Genomic DNA, 17335 nt, shown 5'->3' on the forward strand with positions numbered 1-17335 from the left:
CCGCGATAGATACATTCCCATACAAAACTGTGATTCAGCCCCGGCCAGCGGCGTCTAGCGACAGTGTCCCCGCAATCCCATGGGGCGAGACTTCGGAACCCGGCATGCAAGCGCTGTTGAACGAGATCCTTGACGCAGTCCGACCGTTGATCGGTCAGGGCAAAGTGGCTGACTACATTCCTGCCCTCGGCACCGTGCCGGCGAATCAGTTGGGCATTGCCGTGTATGGCAATGACGGCGAGTTGTTTTGTGCCGGAGACGCCGACACGCCGTTCTCGGTGCAGAGTATTTCCAAGGTATTCAGCCTGGTGCAGGCCATCGACCATTCCGGCGAAGCGATTTGGGAGCGTCTGGGCCACGAGCCGTCCGGGCAGCCGTTCAACTCGCTGGTGCAGCTGGAATTCGAGCGTGGGCGCCCGCGCAATCCCTTCATCAACGCCGGTGCGCTGGTGATCTGCGACATCAACCAGTCACGTTTTGCCGCGCCGGCGTTGTCGATGCGCGATTTTGTCCGGCGCTTGTCCGGCAACCCGAATGTCATGGTGGACGGCAAGGTCGCCGAATCGGAATACCAGCACCGCGCGCGTAACGCAGCGATGGCTTATCTGATGCAATCGTTCGGCAACTTTCATAACGACGTCGAAGCCGTGCTGCGCAGCTACTTCAGCCATTGCGCGCTGCGCATGAGTTGCGTGGACCTGGCCCGCACGTTCTGCTTTCTGGCCAACGACGGTTTCTGCAAACACAGCGGCGCCCAGATCCTCAGCGCCCGCCAGACCCAGCAAGTCAACTCGATCATGGCCACCAGCGGGCTGTATGACGAAGCGGGCAACTTTGCCTATCGCGTCGGTCTGCCAGGCAAGAGCGGCGTGGGCGGGGGCATCGTCGCGGTAGTGCCGGGGCAATTCACGGTGTGCGTCTGGTCCCCGGAATTGAACGCTGCCGGCAACTCCCTCGCCGGCATGGCCGCGCTGGAGTTGTTGAGTCAGCGGATTGGCTGGTCGGTGTTCTGATGACCTGTCTTGACTAGCGCCCGATGACCGCTACCGTGAAGCAGGCATTCTTTGACTCAAGGGGCGGGTGACTTCATGGTGAATTTCGGTTCCGCGCTTCTAGTCTTCAATGACCCGGACACTCATTTGCGCAAAGGCTTGTCTGCCGTGGTCCAGATAGGCGACACCCTGTGGGTCGCCAATGATGAATCCTTGAGCCTGGAGCGCTTCACCTTGCGTGAGCGCGTCGGTGCGGGCGAGTTTCTGTTTGATCAGCACAAACAATTCCCGTTGGCGTCCCTGTTGACGCTGCCGGTCATCCCGACGATTGGCGAAGAATTCGTTGAGGCAGACCTGGAAGGCATGAGTTACGACCGCGACACGGGGTATCTCTGGATGGTGGGGTCTCACAGCCTGAAACGGAAAAAAACCGATAGCACCAAGTCCCTGAAGAAAAACGCCGAGCGCCTGGCAACTGTCAGTCGCGATGGCAATCGTTTTCTCCTGGCCCGGATTCCGGTGGTCGAAGAAAACGGGACGTTCACTTTGGTAAAGAGCACCATCAACGATGCTCGAGTTGCCGCCCAATTGTCCGGCGATCAACTGGGCAACGAATTGCTCGACGAGCTCAAGGACGACGAGCATGTGGGGGCATTTCTGCACATTCCCGGCAAGGATAACGGGTTCGATACCGAAGGCCTCGAGGTCAATGGCAAGCGGGTTTTTATCGGATTGCGCGGGCCTGTGCTGCGGGGCTGGACCATTGTTCTGGAGGTCGAACCCGAAGACCATCCCAAGGCCGTCCATACGCTGACGTTGAAAAAAATCGGGCCCAAGGGGCGCAAATACCGAAAGCATTTTCTCCAGCTGGGCGGACTCGGCGTCAGGGATTTGTGCATCGATGGCGACGACATGCTGATTCTGGCCGGTCCGACGATGAACCTCGACGGGCCTGTCAGCGTATTTCGCTGGCTCGACGGTGCCAGGCCAACAGACGAAAGTTTTGTCTTCAGCGAACAATTGACGCCGGCCCTGGAGGTTCCTTACGGGCAAGGAAAGGATAAAGGCCGCGATCATGCCGAAGGACTGACCTTTATCAGCACCGCGGGCGTAGAAGAGCCCTTGCTGCTGGTGGTCTATGACGCGAACGCCGGATGGCGCAAACAGGGGAGCAATCGCCTGGAGCAAGATGTATTTCGACTGGCAAAAAAGTAACCGCTACTGCGCCCCAGTGAATGACGCTCCACGGATTTTCCTATACATTTTCTGGCCGCTCTCCTGCATGGTGAAACCGTTTCATGTCTCTTGCACTCGAACGTCTAGTCGCTGGCACGCCAATCCCTTTTGCCGGTAACCGTGTCACTGTCGTCAGCCCCGAACTGGCGGCGCGCTTTCAGCCCGGCGACCATCTGCTGGTGGAGCAGGTCAGCGGCGAATTGTTGTTGATCCCGGTGGCGGACCAGCAAGCGGCGGCTGTCGCCATCGAGCGCGCCGAAGCGGCATTCGCTGCAATGTCTGCCGTCTCGGATCAAGCCATCAGCGAGTTCTTCGATCATTTTGCTCAACGCCTGGAAACCCCGGAATGCTGGGCCTTGATTGCAGCCGCCAATCTGGCCGACATCGAGCGAGCCAAGGCGCGCGGGCGTTCCACCACGCGGTTGCTCGCCGATGAACGCATGCGCGGCGACATGATCGCCGGCCTGCGGGCCTGGCGCGATGCCCCGGCCACCCGTGGCAAAGTCGTGAGCTGCGTCGAGCACGACGGCTGGAAAGTCGAGCAAGTGGTCTCGCCGCTGGGTATCGTCGCGTTCGTGTTCGAAGGCCGACCGAATGTCTTTGCCGACGCCGCCGGTGTATTGCGCACGGGCAACACTGCGGTGCTGCGCATTGGCAGCGATGCGTTGGGCACTGCCCAGGCCATCGTCACCCACGCATTGAATCCGGCATTGGCCGACGCCGGGTTGCCGACCGGTGCGGTGTCACTGGTGGAAAGCGTCAATCACGCCGCTGGTTGGGCGATGTTCGCCGATCGGCGCCTGTCATTGGCCGTGGCCCGTGGTTCGGGACGGGCGGTCAGCCAGTTGGGCAGCATCGCGCAACAGGCCGGCACCGCCGTCAGCTTGCACGGCACCGGCGGCGCGTGGCTGATCGCCGACAAACACGCCGATGCCCAGCGCTTTGCCGCCGTAGTGCGCAACTCGCTGGACCGCAAAGTCTGCAACACCCTCAACGTTTGCTTGATCCACCGCGACCGCGCCGCCGAACTGGTGCCGTTGTTTCTCGATGCACTGCAACAGGCCGGCACCGCTCGGGGCCAGGGCTGCAAGTTGCATATCGTCGAGGGGAGCGAACAGCATTTGCCAATTGATTGGCAAACCGCGAGCGTCGAGGTGTACCGCGCCGAAGGCTATCAGACCGAAGCGTTGGCCGAACCGCTGCCCGAGGATCAATTGGGCCGCGAGTGGGAGTGGGAAGAAACCCCGGAAGTCAGCCTGAAGATCGTCGACGACCTGGACCAGGCCATTGCCTTGTTCAACCGCTACAGCCCGCAATTCACCGTGTCGCTGATCAGTGAAGATGCCCCGTCACAGGAGCGTTTCTACAACGCGGTCAACGCGCCTTTTGTTGGCAACGGGATTACCCGCTGGGTTGACGGTCAGTACGCGCTGAACAAGCCGGAACTGGGGCTTTCGAACTGGGAAAGTGGCCGCCTGTTTGCGCGCAGTGCGATTCTCTCGGGGGATGGCGTATTTACCATCCGTAGCCGCATGACGCAGACGGGTCTGTCGGTCAAGCGCTGAGAAAAGCCACGCAAACCTGTGGGAGCGTGGCTTGCCCGCGAAGAACGATGACGCGTAATACCTGAAAAAACGCGGTGCATTCTTCGCGGGCAAGCCACGCTCCCACAGGATATTCGTCGCTCTTATATCTTACCGGCATCAGGGACAGCCCCCCGATCGCAGGCAACGGCACGCACTATACTTAATGTGTGTCCGCGTCTGCGGTGGGGCGGGCGGCGCATCTGATTACGTGAGGGAGAGTTGCGCCATGAAACTTCATTCCTTTCAACATTACTCTCATGATCTGGAATCGGTCGTTCACGACGCGTGGATTACCACCAGAGTGAAGTCGGCCCTGGCATTGGCCGACTCATCCCTTGGCCTGCATGTCCATGTCAAAACCCATGCGGGCAGGGTGGCATTGAGCGGCCGCGTCAACACTCATAGACAGTGTGAGCAGGCTGTTGCTCTGGCCCGTTCGGTTCCTGGTGTCGTCGACATCGATGCCAGCGAATTGCTCACTCATGTGTTCACGCCGGGCAGTTTTCCAGAAGCGCCCAATGCCGAAGAGACCACTGAACGTCGGTCACAATCGTCTACAAAAATCGACGATAAATGACAGGGGCGATCTTGTGAGTGTCACATTCCCGGTCGGGAATCGAGGACGGGCGTAGTCGCGCGCGTGCCCACTTTGTAACGCTGCGCCAAGCTTGGTGCAGCTCGGGCAGACGAACCCTTCAGGCGGCTTCGACCGCTTGACCATACACCGCACAGGTGTCCGGGTGCTCGGCCAGCGACACGAAGTTGCGACGACTGGCATCCAGCGCATCGACGGTGCCGGTCTCGATGTCATAAACCCAACCATGCAGATTCAGCAGGCCTTTTTCCTGGGCCAGACGCACGCTTGGGTGAGTCTGGATGTTCGCCAGTTGGGCGATGACATTTTCCCGGACCATCGAACTTACCTTGGCTGATTCGCTGGCGTGAGGGCGGGAGTCATTGATTACCTTGGCCGACTCGGCGTGTTGCAACCAGCCGCTGACGGCGGGCAGGTGATCCATGCATGTGCACTGAGCGATGGCGGTCATGGCGCCGCAGTCCGAATGCCCGCAGATCACGATGTCCGTCACGCCTAATACCGCGACCGCATATTCGACCGTGGCCGACACCCCGCCGGGATGCGGACTGTACGAGGGCACGATGTTGCCGGCATTGCGCACCACGAACAGTTCGCCGGGTTCTTGCTGGGTCAGTAATTCCGGCACCACTCGGCTGTCGGAACAGGTGATGAACAAGGTACCGGGATGCTGGGTGGTGGCCAGGTGTTTGAACAGGTCGGTACGTTGCGGGAAGGCTTCGTTCTGGAACTTCAATAAACCTTTGATGAGGGCTTTCATGGCGGACTTCCTTGCAATGAATGAGAAAGGGGCTAATGCCAGTCAGTTAGGCACAATCCATGTGGGAGCGAGCCTGCTCGCGATGGCGGTACATTCAGCATCAATGTTGGCTGACCCGCCGCTATCGCGAGCAGGCTGCCCCCACAGGGGGCAGTGTTCAAATTCTTAATTGACTGGCATTAGTCGGTGCGGGCTATTTCAGAACGGACGCAACGGCAGGAACTTGCCGTCCAAGGTAATCACTGCGCGGGAACCACCTTCCGGATCTTCAACTTTCTTCATGTCCAGCTTGAAGTTGATCGCGCTGATGATGCCGTCGCCGAATTGCTCGTGAACCAGAGCTTTGAGCGTGGTGCCGTAGATCTGGATCATTTCGTAGAAACGGTAGATGGTCGGGTCGGTCGGGACACCCGAGAGGCTGCCGCGCAGCGGAATGATCTGCAGGCGGGCCACGGCGTCGGCGTCCAGTTCGAGTTTCTCGCCAATCACCTTGGCGGCAGCTTCCGGCAGCGGATGCTGGCCGAGCAGGGCGGCAGTGACGTAGGCCAAACCCAGGCCGGTGCCGTCGGTCAGATCCTGCCAGGACAGACTCTTGCGCGCCTTGGCATCGAGGATCGAAGTGGTCAGGGCCAGACTCGGGTCTTGGTAAGCATGGGACTGTTGCATGGTGTGACTCCTATCGGTTGTCGCTGGAAAGTGCAGCCATCTTCGGTCGATTGATCCATAGCGTCCAAGACCGATATACAATGCTTCGCATAAGTCCTGCCTATAGATGGTGTGCCCATGCTGCTCCGACATTTGCGCTATTTGCTGGCAGTCGCCGACCACGGCGGCTTCACCCGCGCAGCCGAAGCGTTGCATGTCTCCCAACCGACGCTGTCCCAGCAGATCCGGCAACTGGAGGAATCCCTGGGCGTCAACCTGTTCGACCGCACTTCGCGCACGGTCAAACCGACCGATGCGGGGCTGGCCTATATCGACAGTGCTCGTCGGGTACTGGTGGAACTTGAAGCAGGGAAACGCGCGCTGCATGACGTGAAGGATTTGTCCCGCGGCAGTTTGCGACTGGCCATGACGCCAACGTTCATGGCATATCTGGTGGGGCCGTTGGTGCGCGACTACGTGGCGAATTTTCCGAACATCCATCTGCAGATTTTCGAGTTATCGATGGATGACATCGAGGTCGGGTTGCTCGATGACTCGCTGGACATTGCCATTGCCTTTACCCCGGTGAGAAGCCCCGACATCGAGTGCGTGCCGGCGTTTGTCGAGACGTTGGGCGTGATGGTCGGACGCAGTCATCCGCTGTACGAGCGCCAGAGCCCGCTATCGCCGAAGGAGGTGGCGCAACTGGAGTTCGCGTTGCTGACGCCGGGCTTCATTACCCGATCTTCCATCGACGGGTATTTTCGGCAACAGAACATTACGCCCAAGGTGGCGATCGAGGTGAACTCGGTGAGTACGCTGTTGGAGGTCATTCGTCACGCGCCGATGGCCACCATCCTGCCGGAGCCCATCGCCACCGCGGAACGGGCATTGCGCAAAATTCCGCTGCAGGGGGAGGCGCCCAACCGAGGGGCCGCGCTGCTTCGGCGCAAAAACAACTATCACAGTGCGGCGTCGGTGGCCTTCATGGATCTGGTATTGGGCGCGGCTGCGGTCGAGTCGGCGAAGTCAGTCATCCACTGATTGGCACAGTCCATTGGGAGCCTTGCCGGTGGAGGACACGGTCACCGAATCGTCATCGGCGAGGATGATCGAGATCGTGATGCCCGAACCCCTGGCTTCGAAGTGGCGATCGTTGATGGCTTTGGTTACCGCTTCTTTGCTGTTGATCAATACCGGACCGTCCTGATCCGCATGGACGACGACTTTACCGGGGCAGTCCACATCGAATGAGGGAATGCCAGGGAGGGTGTTCGCATGGACAGCATTCGCCATCGCGAACACTATGAATATCAGGATTTTGTTCATCGCAAGCCTCCAGAGATCCAGCAGGGCATACGGTTAACCATAGCTTTGTTTGATGCGCACGAGACAAACGAAAAGGCCCCGCTCGATATTCCGAGCGGGGCCTTCTTTCTTTACTGGGGGGATATCAATACAACCGATCAATCACCCGAACTTCGTTCTGGTTCTGCATCGATGCCCACGCCTGTTTCAGCGTTTGCAGCACATTACCGATGAAGTCTTTGTCGGCCGCGGCTTTCTTGCCGACATAACCCTGGCCGCGACGGTACATCTTCAGTCGGGCGAGCAGGTTCTGGTTGTTCCGGTCGAACTCTTCTTCGTGGGCATGGGGCGACAGGCAGTCGATATGGACCTGGCCCGATTTGCTGATCCACAGAATATGGCTGTCCTGGCTGTCTTTTTGCGCAGCGAACAAGCGAGCCAGTTCATCGATAGTAGGTTGATTGTTCAGATTCATTGTAAGCCCCTTGACCATTTGGTGATCTTTCAAAGTTGATTCGCTAATACAAGTAGCCCATCGGTTAGTTGATCCCTGGCACCGAAACCAGGACGTCAGCGGTCGGCCCTCAATACGACGGGGTCTCGCGTCTGTTGCATGTAGTCGTGTTGAATAACTGCTACGCAATAGCGTCACAACGAAGAGAAGCGGCGAAAACCTGGAGGCCACTGCCGACGTTTTCAGGGTCGGCCACAAGCTTCATGAGGATTGATCGCCAGCGCTTCTCGTCCTTTGTACTGGACGTTCAGGCCAGGTCAGCTTCTTCAATCTGCCTTGTGGGCAGCGTGTATCCGGAAAAACAGCTCGGCGGTCAGACGAGCTTGCTCAAACGTGTTGCCTGTACTCCCGATCGGGGAGATGTCTGCATCATGCAAGGGCAAATCGGAGGCGTCAACGGTTTTGTAGTGATTATTTTTGCTCACTACATATTGTCGGACAAAGTGGTTTTGGAATTAGAGAAGCGGTAAAAGGTGCAGGGGTAGCCATCCACTGCCCGTTGATGCACGGTGAATGCTGAGCCCGTGAGATCGGGTATCACCTTGGCCCAGAACCGACGCGCAGGCTGGTTGGCATCGATGTGGAAAATCTGCCATTGACCGGGGAATCGGTTCAAGAGGGCAGAGACGACAAACTTCGCGACGCCTTGGCCGCGAAAGCGTCGGCTGACAAAAAAGTAGCCGATGTTGTACTCAGCACCGACGATATGGGTTTCGTTATCCACGGTCACGAAACCGGCAAGCTCGCCTTCAACCTTGATCAGAAACGGCCTGGTTGCCGGGTTTCGCCAGTAGTCCTGTCTGGGCTGGATGTTGAAGAGGCCATGTTCACCGAGTTTCAGCGGCAACCATTCGCTGAAGTCATACACGTAGAACTGCATCAGGTTCTCGATGGTTTCCAGTTCGTCGCGCTGAGCGGCGTGCAGTTCTATTGTGGGCTGGCTTCTGACTGTCGTCATGGTTGTACCTTTCAGAAAGCAGGGCTGATGTCCGATGCGCCGCAGTACCTGTAGGAGCGAGGCTTGCCCGCGAAGAACGATAACGCGTAATACCTGAAAAACCGCGGTGAGTTCTTCGCGGGCAAGCCACGCTCCTACAGGTTTCGATTCGTTGCAAGTGCTCTCAAGCCTTGTTTGCCGGTTTCGCCACGCGTTTGGCACCGGTCGAGGGCTTGCGTTTGGCCGGTTTGCGTTTGTTTTTCCACGGTGTGGCGCCACGCCCGGCGGGGCTTGCCGGCCCGCTGATGGTCAGGTTCAGGCCGGCGCAACGGGCCACCTGCTTGCTCATCCACGCCGCCTGTTTGGTGACGAATTCTTCCAGGCTCATTTCACCGCTCTGCACCATGTCCAGGGCCTGTTCCCAGATCGCCGTGGTGCCGGGATCGGCAATCGCGCGCGGCACGGCATCGATCAGGCTGAACGCTGCCGGTGTCGCCGCCAGGGCCTTGCCGTTCTTGATCAGGTAGCCGCGGTCCAACAGGCCCTGGATGATCGAGGCGCGTGTGGCTTCGGTGCCGATGCCGGTGGTGTCCTTGAGCTTTTGCTTGAGCAGTGGATCTTCCACCAGTTTGGCGACGTTCTTCATCGCCTTGATCAGATCGCCTTCGGTGAATGGCTTGGGCGGCTGGGTCCAGAGGTCCTTGAGCTTCACATCCGCCACTGCACAGTCACGCCCTTCGGCCAGTGCCGGCAGTGTTTGTGGTGCCGGTGCTTCGCGGCCCTTGGCGGGTGCGAGGGCCTCGGGCAGGGCGCGTTTCCAGCCGGGCTCGACAATCTGCTTGCCCACCGCGCGCAAGGCTTCACCGGCGCAGTCGAAGTCGGCCTGGGTCCGGTCGTATTCATGATTGGGCAGGAACTGCGCCAGATAACGCGCACGAATCAGGGTGTAGACCGCCCGTTGTTTGCCTGCCAGTCGCTCGAGATTTTTCGCCGCTGCAGTGGGGATGATGCCGTGGTGAGCGCTGACCTTGGCATCGTTCCAGGCCCGTGAGCGGCGCTGGGGCTCCAGGTGATCGTGCAAGGCGTTCAGGGCCGGGTCGGCCAGCCTCAGCGCAGCAAGAATACTTGGGGCTTCACTGTGCTGACTCAGCGGCAGGTAGCCGCAGTCGCTGCGCGGGTAGGTAATGACTTTGTGGGTTTCGTACAGCGCCTGGGCGATGTCGAGTGTTTCCTGGGCGCCGAGCCCGAGTTTCTTCGAGCAGACTTCCTGCAACGTGCCCAGGTCGAACGGCAAAGGCGCGACTTCACGCATGCGTTCGGTGCGCAGTTTGATTACCCGAGCGCTCGTCGCACCGTTAATGGCCGTAGCCGCTTTTTGAGCCAGCGCCTGATTCAGGCAGCGATCCTGATCATCGCAAGCGTCGGAGGCCGCGCGCCATTGGGCGGTGAACGCGGTGCCGTCGTGCAGCAGTTGCACATCGATCGCCCAATAAGCGACCGGGACGAAATCGGCAATGCTGCGATCGCGATCTACCACCAGGCGCAAGGTCGGCGTCTGCACCCGACCGACCGGCAATACACCCTGATAGCCGGACTGACGCCCCAACAGGGTGAACAGCCGACTCATGTTCATTCCAATCAACCAGTCGGCCCGGGAGCGCCCCAATGCCGAATGATAAAGGCTGAACGTCTCGGCCCCTGGCTTGAGCGCCGCCAGTGCCTTGCGGATCGAAGCATCGTCCAGCGCCGACAGCCACAATCGCCGGATCGGCCCGCGATAACGGCAATGTTCCACCAGCTCCCGGGCGATCATCTCGCCCTCACGGTCGGCGTCGGTGGCAATCACCAGTTCACTGGCCTCGCCGAGCAAGCGTTTGACCGCCTTGTACTGGCTGGCCGTGCGCGGTTTGACGGTCATCTTCCATTTTTCGGGAATGATCGGCAGATCCGCCAGCACCCAACGCTTGTAACGCGCGTCATAGGCATCCGGCGGTGCGGTTTCCAGCAGATGGCCGATGCACCAGGTCACCGTGACACCCGTTCCCAGCCAGCAGCCGTCGCCCCGGCGCTTGGCGCCGAGCACGGCCGCGATGTCTTTGGCCTGGGAGGGTTTTTCACAGAGGTACAGCTGCATAACCACCATCATCAATCAGTGTTCGAGAGGTGCACAGAATGGCGGCTGATGAGCGATGGAGCAATCTTTATCTGTATGGATGTACAGCTTGAGCCGTTGCGGTTGATGACAGCAGTCAGTCCACCACAAACAACCGGGCGCCCATGGCGGTGGATGAACGATGCGCTTCGGCATTGTCCGCCACCTGATAGCTCATGCCCGGCGTGAGAACGAAGACTCGACCGTCTTCCAGTTCAGTGTGCAGTTCCCCCTCCAGGCAAAACAGCACATGCCCCTTTGAGCACCAGTGATCGGCCAGATATCCGGGCGTGTATTCGACGATACGCGCGCGAATCGCGCCGAACTGCCGGGTGCGCCACAGGGCGCTGCCAGTCTCGCCAGGGTGTTCGGTGGGTTCGATTTGCGACCAGTCGGTGGTGCCGAAGGGGATATTGGCAATGTCCATGCTGCTCTCCGGGTGTGAGGCATGCTGTTTTGGGGGCTTCACTGTAGCGCAAGCAAGCTCCGTTCGGCTGTGAAGCAGTCGCGATACCGAAACATGAGGTATACCTGTCGGAGCGCGGATTACAGCGCAGCAGCGACAGAGGACCCTTTATGAAAGCCCCCGGACCCGGTAATCCCATCGCCATCAGCCCTCAACCCGGCTGCGTGGTGGTGAAGTTCCATGGCATTCAAGTGGCGTCATCCACTCGGGCGCTGGTCATGCATGAGGCCAATTATCCTCCGGTGTACTACATCCCGCGGGAGGACATTGCCGAACAATATTTCGCCCGCACCGACCACACCAGCTATTGCCCGTACAAGGGCGATGCCAGCTATTTCAGCCTGCAAATCCCCGGGCATGAAGGCGCCAATGCGGTATGGAGTTATGAGCATCCGAAGGTGTCGGTTGCGCAGATTGGCGGGTATGTGGCGTTTTATCCTGAAGAAGTGACGTTTGAGGTGCTTGATACGTGATTTGCAGAAAGCATTGTGGCGAGGGAGCTTGCTCCCGCTGGGGCGCGTAGCGGCCCCGAAACCTGTCAACGCGCAGAATTTCAGATAGAGCATGGTGTCCGTCTTTCGGCTGCTTCGCAGCCGAGCGGGAGCAAGCTCCCTCGCCACAGGAAGCCCGCTCTTACAGGAAACCTCCGCTAGAGGTTCGTGCCGTCAGTTCTTGTCCAGATCAACATCCTTCGTCTCACGCAAACACATCATTCCCACCACCAGGCTCACCCCGGTAATCACCACCGGGTACCACAACCCGTAGAAAATATCCCCGGTGTACACCACCAATGCAAACGACACTGTCGGCAGGAAACCACCGAACCAGCCGTTACCGATGTGGTAGGGCAGGGACATGGACGTGTAGCGGATGCGGGTCGGGAACAGTTCGACCATCAGTGCCGCCAGCGGGCCGTAGCACATGGCGGAGATGATGATCAGCGCGACGATCAGCGCCACGATCATCGGTTTGTTGATCAGCTGGGTGTCGGCTTGTGACGGATACCCGGCCAGGGTCACTGCGCCGCGCAGGGCGGCTTCATCGTAGCCATCGATTTTCACCTCGCCGATGCTCACCTGCACGGCGCTGCCGGTCGGGGCCGCTTCGCTGTTGTAGGGCAGGCCCTGTTTGACCAGGAAGGTTTTGACCTTGTCGCACGGGCTATCAAATTTTGCCTTGCCCACCGGGTCGAACTGGAAGGTGCAGGTGGCCGGGTCAGCCAGCACGGTGATCGGTGCCTGGCGGCTGGCCTGGTCGATGGCCGGGTTGGCGTAGTGGGCCAGGGTTTTGAAGATCGGAAAGTACAGCGCGGTGGCCAGCAACAGGCCGATCATCAGCACCGGTTTGCGCCCGACCTTGTCCGACAGCCAGCCGAAAAAGATGAAGAACGGTGCGCCGATGATCACGCTGACGATCAGTAGACTGTTGGCCAGGGCCGGGTCCATTTTCAGGAACTGGGTGAGGAAAAACAGCACGTAGAACTGTGCCGCGTAGAAGGTCACTGCTTGCCCGGCGTTGATGCTGAACAGCGCAATCAGCACCACTTTCAGGTTGTCCCATTTGCCGAAGGAATCGCGCAGCGGCGACTTGCAGAGTTTGCCTTCTTCTTTCATTTTCACGAATGCAGGCGACTCATGCAGGCTCAGGCGAATCCAGGTCGAGATGCCCAGCAGCACGATCGAAAACAGAAACGGAATGCGCCAGCCCCAGACTTCGAACTGGTCACCGGTGAAGTAGCGGCAGCCGAGCACCACCAGCAGCGACAGCAGCAAGCCGAGGGTGGCGGTGGACTGAATCCAGCTGGTGTGGAAACCGCGTTTGCCCATCGGTGCGTGTTCGGCGACGTAAGTGGCAGCGCCGCCATACTCACCGCCCAGCGCCAGACCCTGGAGCATGCGCAGCACCACGAGGATGATCGGCGCGGCGATGCCGATGCTCGCGTAGGTCGGCAGCAAGCCGACGCAGAAGGTCGCCAGGCCCATGAGGACGATGGTCGCGAGGAACGTGTATTTGCGGCCGATCATGTCCCCCAAGCGTCCGAACACCAGCGCACCGAACGGCCGCACGATGAAGCCGGCGGCGAAGGCCATGAGCGCGAAGATGAACGCCGTGGTGTCGTTGACCCCGGCGAAGAACTGTTTGCTGATGACCGCCGCGAGGGCGCCGTAGAGGAAAAAGTCATACCACTCGAACACCGTCCCGAGGGACGAGGCGAAGATGACTTTCTGGGTTTCCTGACTGGTGCCGGCGCTGCGGACGGCTTCCATGGGCTGAACATGTTCTGACATATCGGTATCCCTCACAGTGATTGTTTTTGTTGTTCCACTGGTGTTGCGTGTTCCTTGCTGGGGTAATGCTCAATGCTCGCGAATCAGCTGCAATCCCTGTTGGAGTGCAATCCCCTGTGGGAGCGAGCCTGCTCGCGATGGCGGTGTATCAGTCCCCATAGATGTTGGATGTCAGACCGTTATCGCGAGCAGGCTCGCTCCCACAATGGGGGTGTTGGCGGTAGTTTCGAGGATCAATTGCGCGGCTTTCTCGGCGATCATCAACGTCGGCGAACAGGTATTGCCCGAGGTGATGCGCGGCATGATTGAAGCGTCGGCGATGCGCAGGCCCGGAATACCGTGGACGCGCAGCTCGGCGTCGACCACCGCGTCCGCATCGTTACCCATCCGGCAGGTACCCACCGGGTGGAAAATCGTCGTGCCTATCCGGGCGGCGGCTTCGTGCAATTGTTCTTCGCTCTGCAAGCTGTCGCCGGGCAGATACTCGACCGGTTTGAACGCTTGCAAGGCGGGCGCGGAGACCATACGGCGGGTCAGGCGGATGGCATCGGCTGCCACTCGCAAGTCTTCGGGATGGCTCAGGTAGTTGGGCTGAATCAGCGGCGCTTCCCGTGGGTCGGCAGAGCGAATGTCTATTCGGCCACGGCTTTGCGGGCGCAGATCGCAAACCGACGCGGTGAACGCGGGGAAGGCGTGCAGCGGCTCGCCGAAACGCTCCAGCGACAACGGTTGCACGTGATATTCGAGGTTCGCCGAGGTCTGCTCCGGTCCCGATCGCGCGAAGGCGCCGAGTTGGCTCGGGGCCATGGACAGCGGGCCGCTGCGGTCATACAGATAACGCAGGCCCATGCCCATCTTGCCCCACAGCGTGCCGGCGATCTGGTTCAGGGTGCGGGCGTTTTCCAGTTTATAGATCAGCCGCAATTGCAGGTGATCCTGCAGGTTGCCGCCCACGCCGGGCAGTTCATGGACAACGCCGATGCCCAGTTTTTGCAGCAGCGGGCGAGGGCCGATGCCGGAACGCTGGAGAATGCCCGGTGAGCCGACGGAACCGGCACACAACACGATTTCCTTACGCGCCTTGAAGGTTTTCGCCTGGCCTTGCCAACGTGCGCTGACCGCCGAGGCACGGCCGTTTTCCAGTAGCACGCGGTCCACTTCGACGTCGGTCAGCACCGTCAGATTGGCGCGCTGGCGGATCGGTTTGAGAAACGCCTTGGCCGCGTTCCAGCGCACCCCGGCCTTTTGGTTGACCTGGAAATAGCCGCAGCCTTCGTTGTCGCCCTGATTGAAGTCATCGATGCTGGCGATGCCGCTTTGCTCGGCCGCCGTGCGAAACGCATCGAGGATCGGCCACGACAGACGCTGGCGCTCGACTCGCCATTGCCCGGCAGCGCCGTGAAATTCCGAGTCGCCGGCAAAGTGGTTTTCGCTTTGCTTGAACAGTGGCAGCACGTCTTGCCAGCCCCAACCGGCATTGCCCTCGGCCGCCCAACCGTCGTAATCGCCGGCCTGGCCGCGCATGTAGATCATGCCGTTGATCGAGGAACAGCCGCCGAGCACCTTGCCGCGTGGGTAGCTCAGGGCACGGCCGTGCAGGCCCGGTTGCGCTTCGGTCTTGAAGCACCAGTCGGTACGCGGGTTGCCGATGCAGAACAGGTAACCGACGGGAATGTGAATCCACGGGTAGTTGTCGCGGCCGCCGGCTTCGAGCAGCAGCACGCGATGCTGTGGGTTGGCCGACAGTCGATTGGCCAGCAAACAACCGGCCGGCCCGGCGCCGACCACGATGTAGTCGTATTCATCAAGGGAAGTCTGCATCCCTGACCTCTATTGTTGTTCTTGTTGTCGGTCATCCTAGTTGTTAGCTTTCGTTAAAAGAATGTTAGTTTTTACGCAGCTGCTGTGCGTTTTTAAACAGCGCCGTTAACGGCATAACGTCAAGGATGGTTCATGTTCGACTGGAATGACCTGCGGTTTTTTCTCGAATTGCAACGCAGCGGCCGCTTGCTGACCGCCGCGCGCCGTTTGAACACCACCCACGCCACCGTGGCCCGGCACATCGAGGCCATCGAAAAAAGCCTCGGCACCGCGCTGTTCGTCCAGCATGCCCAGGGCTACGAACTGACCCCGGCCGGCGAAGCACTGCTCAAACATGCCGAAGCCATGGAAAACGTCGCGCTGCTGGCACAGGAAGAAATCACCCAGTCATCCGCGCCGCTGGGCAAGATCCGCGTCGGAGTGACGGAAGGGCTGGGCATCATGTTCCTCGCCAGCCGCATGAACGGGTTGTTCGAACGCTATCCAGGGCTGGAAGTGGAGCTGGTGGCGGTGCCGCGCTTCGTCAGCATTCTCAACCGTGAAGCCGAGATCAGCATCCACCTGGAACGCCCGGCCGCCGACATGCTGGTCACCCGAAAACTCACCGATTACCGACTGGCACTCTACGCCAGCCAGGCCTATCTGGACCGTTCGCCACCGCTGCGCAGCCGCGAAGACCTCGGTCGCCATGCATGGATCGGCTACGTCGACGACTTGCTGTTCAGTCAGGAGCTGATGTTCCTCAACAGCTTCTGCCGCAACCCCCAGGTGGTCTTTCACAGCACCAGCGTCATCGCCCAGCAACAGGCCGCCCGCTCGGGCCTGGGGATCGCCGTGCTGCCGTGCTACATGGCCAGCGCCGATCCCGAACTGGTGCCGTTGTTGCCGGATGAAAGCATCCAGCGCAGTTACTGGATCAGTACGCGGCGCGAGCTGCACAAATCGGTGCGGCTGCGGGTGTTGTGGGATTACGTGGTGGAGTTGTGTGAGCGTGAGCAGGGGTTGTTGCTGGGATAGTAAATATCAAAAAATCGCGGCCTTCTGCGGCTCCTAAGGGAGAGGTGTAGGAGCTACCGGAAGGCCGCGATCTTTTGATCTTGGGAGAGTGTCAGATTCATTTTTCCATATGTTCACGCACGCCTCAAAACGTGCCGACACTCGTTATTGTGAAAGTCACTTTCACTATGTTGTTGGGATTGCCCTGCCACTTCTGCACGTCGGTCGGTATGGTCTCGTTGCGCACGATACACTTCCATTCCACATCTTTGCCGTCGTCCGTGCCTGGGAAAAGTACCTTGCCGGTCCATGTAGGGTAGGAAGTAGGGGCGAGCTTTACGGCCTTGGTCGGGTCCCAATTCCCTAACTCTGGACGGTTACCGACAACATAAATGCTGTAACCCGGCGTCGTGACGCCGTTGTCGCATTGAAAGTTCACTTCGGATCGTAAGGGTATCCACTGGCCGCCTTGGACATCGCGGAACACCGGCAGCATTGCCAACAAGAGAACGCCCAGCGGCAACAGGTAACGATTTCGGGACATGATGAACACCTCAATTCATTCCAGTGGGGGCAGCTTAGCCCCGGCCAAACTGAAAGTGACCTGTTAGAACTGACAGTTCATTAGAGCGCTTCGCGATAACTTTAATCATTGCTTATTAACGGCGAGCTTGTTTGCGCTGGACTACGCAGCCGTACTGGACTTCAATTCTTGGGATGAAGACAAGGAGCGTCCACCGACACTCCGTCGTGAACAAGGGAGCTTGCAGCATGACCGAAGATACAAAAGTGAAAGGGCCGGCGTCGTACTTCCCCTCAATTGAAAAAAAGTACGGCCAACCAATCGACCATTGGCTGGATCTGCTCGGAACAGTGAGTGGCAAGAAACATATGGAAATGGTGGCTTGGCTGAAGGCTGAACACGGTATGGGGCACGGGCATGCCAATGCTTTGGTTGCGCATTATTTGGCGAGTTCACCAACCTAGCCCACAGCCCATTTAAACAAGAAAAATCGCGATCGTTTAAATGAAGCTTGCC

At 59.4% G+C, this 17335-nt stretch carries 18 protein-coding genes; 8 read left to right on the forward strand and 10 right to left on the reverse strand.

Going from position 1 to position 17335, the window contains the following annotated elements; genetic code table 11:
- Nucleotides 1–104 precede the first annotated feature (104 nt).
- From glsB to AB7M26_RS16475, 4 genes are all read left to right on the forward strand, one after another.
- The gene (gene glsB / locus AB7M26_RS16460; RefSeq protein ID WP_008072010.1) at nucleotides 105–1013 is read left to right on the forward strand and encodes a glutaminase B; all 909 of its coding nucleotides are present in this window, start codon (nucleotides 105–107) and stop codon (nucleotides 1011–1013) included.
- A 75-nt stretch (nucleotides 1014–1088) separates the two neighbouring features.
- Nucleotides 1089–2207 (forward strand): DUF3616 domain-containing protein, encoded by a 1119-nt coding sequence (locus AB7M26_RS16465; RefSeq protein ID WP_429385241.1) that lies wholly within the window; start codon nucleotides 1089–1091, stop codon nucleotides 2205–2207.
- A gap of 83 nt (nucleotides 2208–2290) precedes the next feature.
- Nucleotides 2291–3793 carry an aldehyde dehydrogenase family protein gene (locus AB7M26_RS16470; protein ID WP_429385243.1) on the forward strand — a complete coding sequence of 501 codons (1503 nt, stop codon included), beginning with the start codon at nucleotides 2291–2293 and terminating at the stop codon, nucleotides 3791–3793.
- Between the two features lie 247 nt (nucleotides 3794–4040).
- Nucleotides 4041–4391, forward strand: a complete 351-nt coding sequence (locus tag AB7M26_RS16475) for a BON domain-containing protein (RefSeq protein WP_123495315.1) — start codon at nucleotides 4041–4043, stop codon at nucleotides 4389–4391.
- A gap of 118 nt (nucleotides 4392–4509) precedes the next feature.
- On the opposite strand, the gene AB7M26_RS16480 is transcribed toward AB7M26_RS16475, so the two are convergent.
- Together AB7M26_RS16480 and cynS are read right to left on the reverse strand one after the other, a co-directional pair.
- Nucleotides 4510–5169, reverse strand: coding sequence for a carbonic anhydrase (locus AB7M26_RS16480; protein WP_123495313.1), 660 nt, complete (start codon nucleotides 5167–5169; stop codon nucleotides 4510–4512).
- 198 nt (nucleotides 5170–5367) lie between these two features.
- Entirely contained in the window at nucleotides 5368–5835 is a 468-nt protein-coding gene (gene cynS / locus AB7M26_RS16485; RefSeq protein WP_123495311.1) for a cyanase, read from the reverse strand.
- Between the two features lie 117 nt (nucleotides 5836–5952).
- On the opposite strand from cynS, the gene cynR reads away from it, so the two are divergent.
- On the forward strand, nucleotides 5953–6858 hold the full coding sequence (gene cynR, locus AB7M26_RS16490) for a transcriptional regulator CynR (RefSeq protein ID WP_123495309.1): 906 nt from the start codon (nucleotides 5953–5955) through the stop codon (nucleotides 6856–6858).
- On the opposite strand, the gene AB7M26_RS16495 is transcribed toward cynR, so the two are convergent.
- The 5 genes from AB7M26_RS16495 to AB7M26_RS16515 all read right to left on the reverse strand — a co-directional run bounded on the left by AB7M26_RS16495 (nucleotide 6844) and on the right by AB7M26_RS16515 (nucleotide 11152).
- Nucleotides 6844–7143, reverse strand: coding sequence for a hypothetical protein (locus AB7M26_RS16495; RefSeq protein ID WP_123495307.1), 300 nt, complete (start codon nucleotides 7141–7143; stop codon nucleotides 6844–6846). The genes cynR and AB7M26_RS16495 overlap by 15 nt on opposite strands.
- Nucleotides 7144–7267: 124 nt before the next feature.
- Nucleotides 7268–7597: a hypothetical protein gene (locus tag AB7M26_RS16500; protein ID WP_008072022.1), complete on the reverse strand. Its 330-nt coding sequence runs from the start codon at nucleotides 7595–7597 to the stop codon at nucleotides 7268–7270.
- A gap of 463 nt (nucleotides 7598–8060) precedes the next feature.
- The gene (locus AB7M26_RS16505) at nucleotides 8061–8594 is read right to left on the reverse strand and encodes a GNAT family N-acetyltransferase (protein WP_429385247.1); all 534 of its coding nucleotides are present in this window, start codon (nucleotides 8592–8594) and stop codon (nucleotides 8061–8063) included.
- A gap of 163 nt (nucleotides 8595–8757) precedes the next feature.
- Nucleotides 8758–10707 carry a DNA topoisomerase III gene (locus AB7M26_RS16510; protein WP_429385249.1) on the reverse strand — a complete coding sequence of 650 codons (1950 nt, stop codon included), beginning with the start codon at nucleotides 10705–10707 and terminating at the stop codon, nucleotides 8758–8760.
- A 115-nt stretch (nucleotides 10708–10822) separates the two neighbouring features.
- Nucleotides 10823–11152 carry a DHCW motif cupin fold protein gene (locus AB7M26_RS16515; RefSeq protein WP_123495299.1) on the reverse strand — a complete coding sequence of 110 codons (330 nt, stop codon included), beginning with the start codon at nucleotides 11150–11152 and terminating at the stop codon, nucleotides 10823–10825.
- A 149-nt stretch (nucleotides 11153–11301) separates the two neighbouring features.
- Here AB7M26_RS16515 and AB7M26_RS16520 point away from each other — a divergent pair, with 149 nt between their 5' ends.
- Nucleotides 11302–11664, forward strand: a complete 363-nt coding sequence (locus tag AB7M26_RS16520; RefSeq protein WP_007907061.1) for a DUF427 domain-containing protein — start codon at nucleotides 11302–11304, stop codon at nucleotides 11662–11664.
- A gap of 192 nt (nucleotides 11665–11856) precedes the next feature.
- Here AB7M26_RS16520 and AB7M26_RS16525 read toward each other — a convergent pair whose 3' ends face one another.
- Both AB7M26_RS16525 and AB7M26_RS16530 read right to left on the reverse strand, forming a co-directional pair.
- Nucleotides 11857–13479, reverse strand: a complete 1623-nt coding sequence (locus AB7M26_RS16525) for an MFS transporter (RefSeq protein ID WP_123495297.1) — start codon at nucleotides 13477–13479, stop codon at nucleotides 11857–11859.
- 171 nt (nucleotides 13480–13650) lie between these two features.
- On the reverse strand, nucleotides 13651–15300 hold the full coding sequence (locus AB7M26_RS16530; protein WP_429385252.1) for a GMC family oxidoreductase: 1650 nt from the start codon (nucleotides 15298–15300) through the stop codon (nucleotides 13651–13653).
- Between the two features lie 132 nt (nucleotides 15301–15432).
- Here AB7M26_RS16530 and AB7M26_RS16535 point away from each other — a divergent pair, with 132 nt between their 5' ends.
- Nucleotides 15433–16317, forward strand: a complete 885-nt coding sequence (locus tag AB7M26_RS16535) for a LysR family transcriptional regulator (protein ID WP_007940101.1) — start codon at nucleotides 15433–15435, stop codon at nucleotides 16315–16317.
- Between the two features lie 124 nt (nucleotides 16318–16441).
- Here the strand turns inward: AB7M26_RS16535 and AB7M26_RS16540 are convergent, their stop codons facing one another.
- Nucleotides 16442–16840 (reverse strand): carbohydrate-binding module family 20 domain-containing protein, encoded by a 399-nt coding sequence (locus AB7M26_RS16540; RefSeq protein WP_259698677.1) that lies wholly within the window; start codon nucleotides 16838–16840, stop codon nucleotides 16442–16444.
- 227 nt (nucleotides 16841–17067) lie between these two features.
- Between AB7M26_RS16540 and AB7M26_RS16545 the strand changes: the two genes are divergently transcribed.
- Nucleotides 17068–17283 carry a DUF4287 domain-containing protein gene (locus tag AB7M26_RS16545; RefSeq protein ID WP_123495292.1) on the forward strand — a complete coding sequence of 72 codons (216 nt, stop codon included), beginning with the start codon at nucleotides 17068–17070 and terminating at the stop codon, nucleotides 17281–17283.
- Nucleotides 17284–17335: the final 52 nt, after the last annotated feature.

Source organism: Pseudomonas sp. F-14 TE3482 (genome assembly GCF_053629455.1).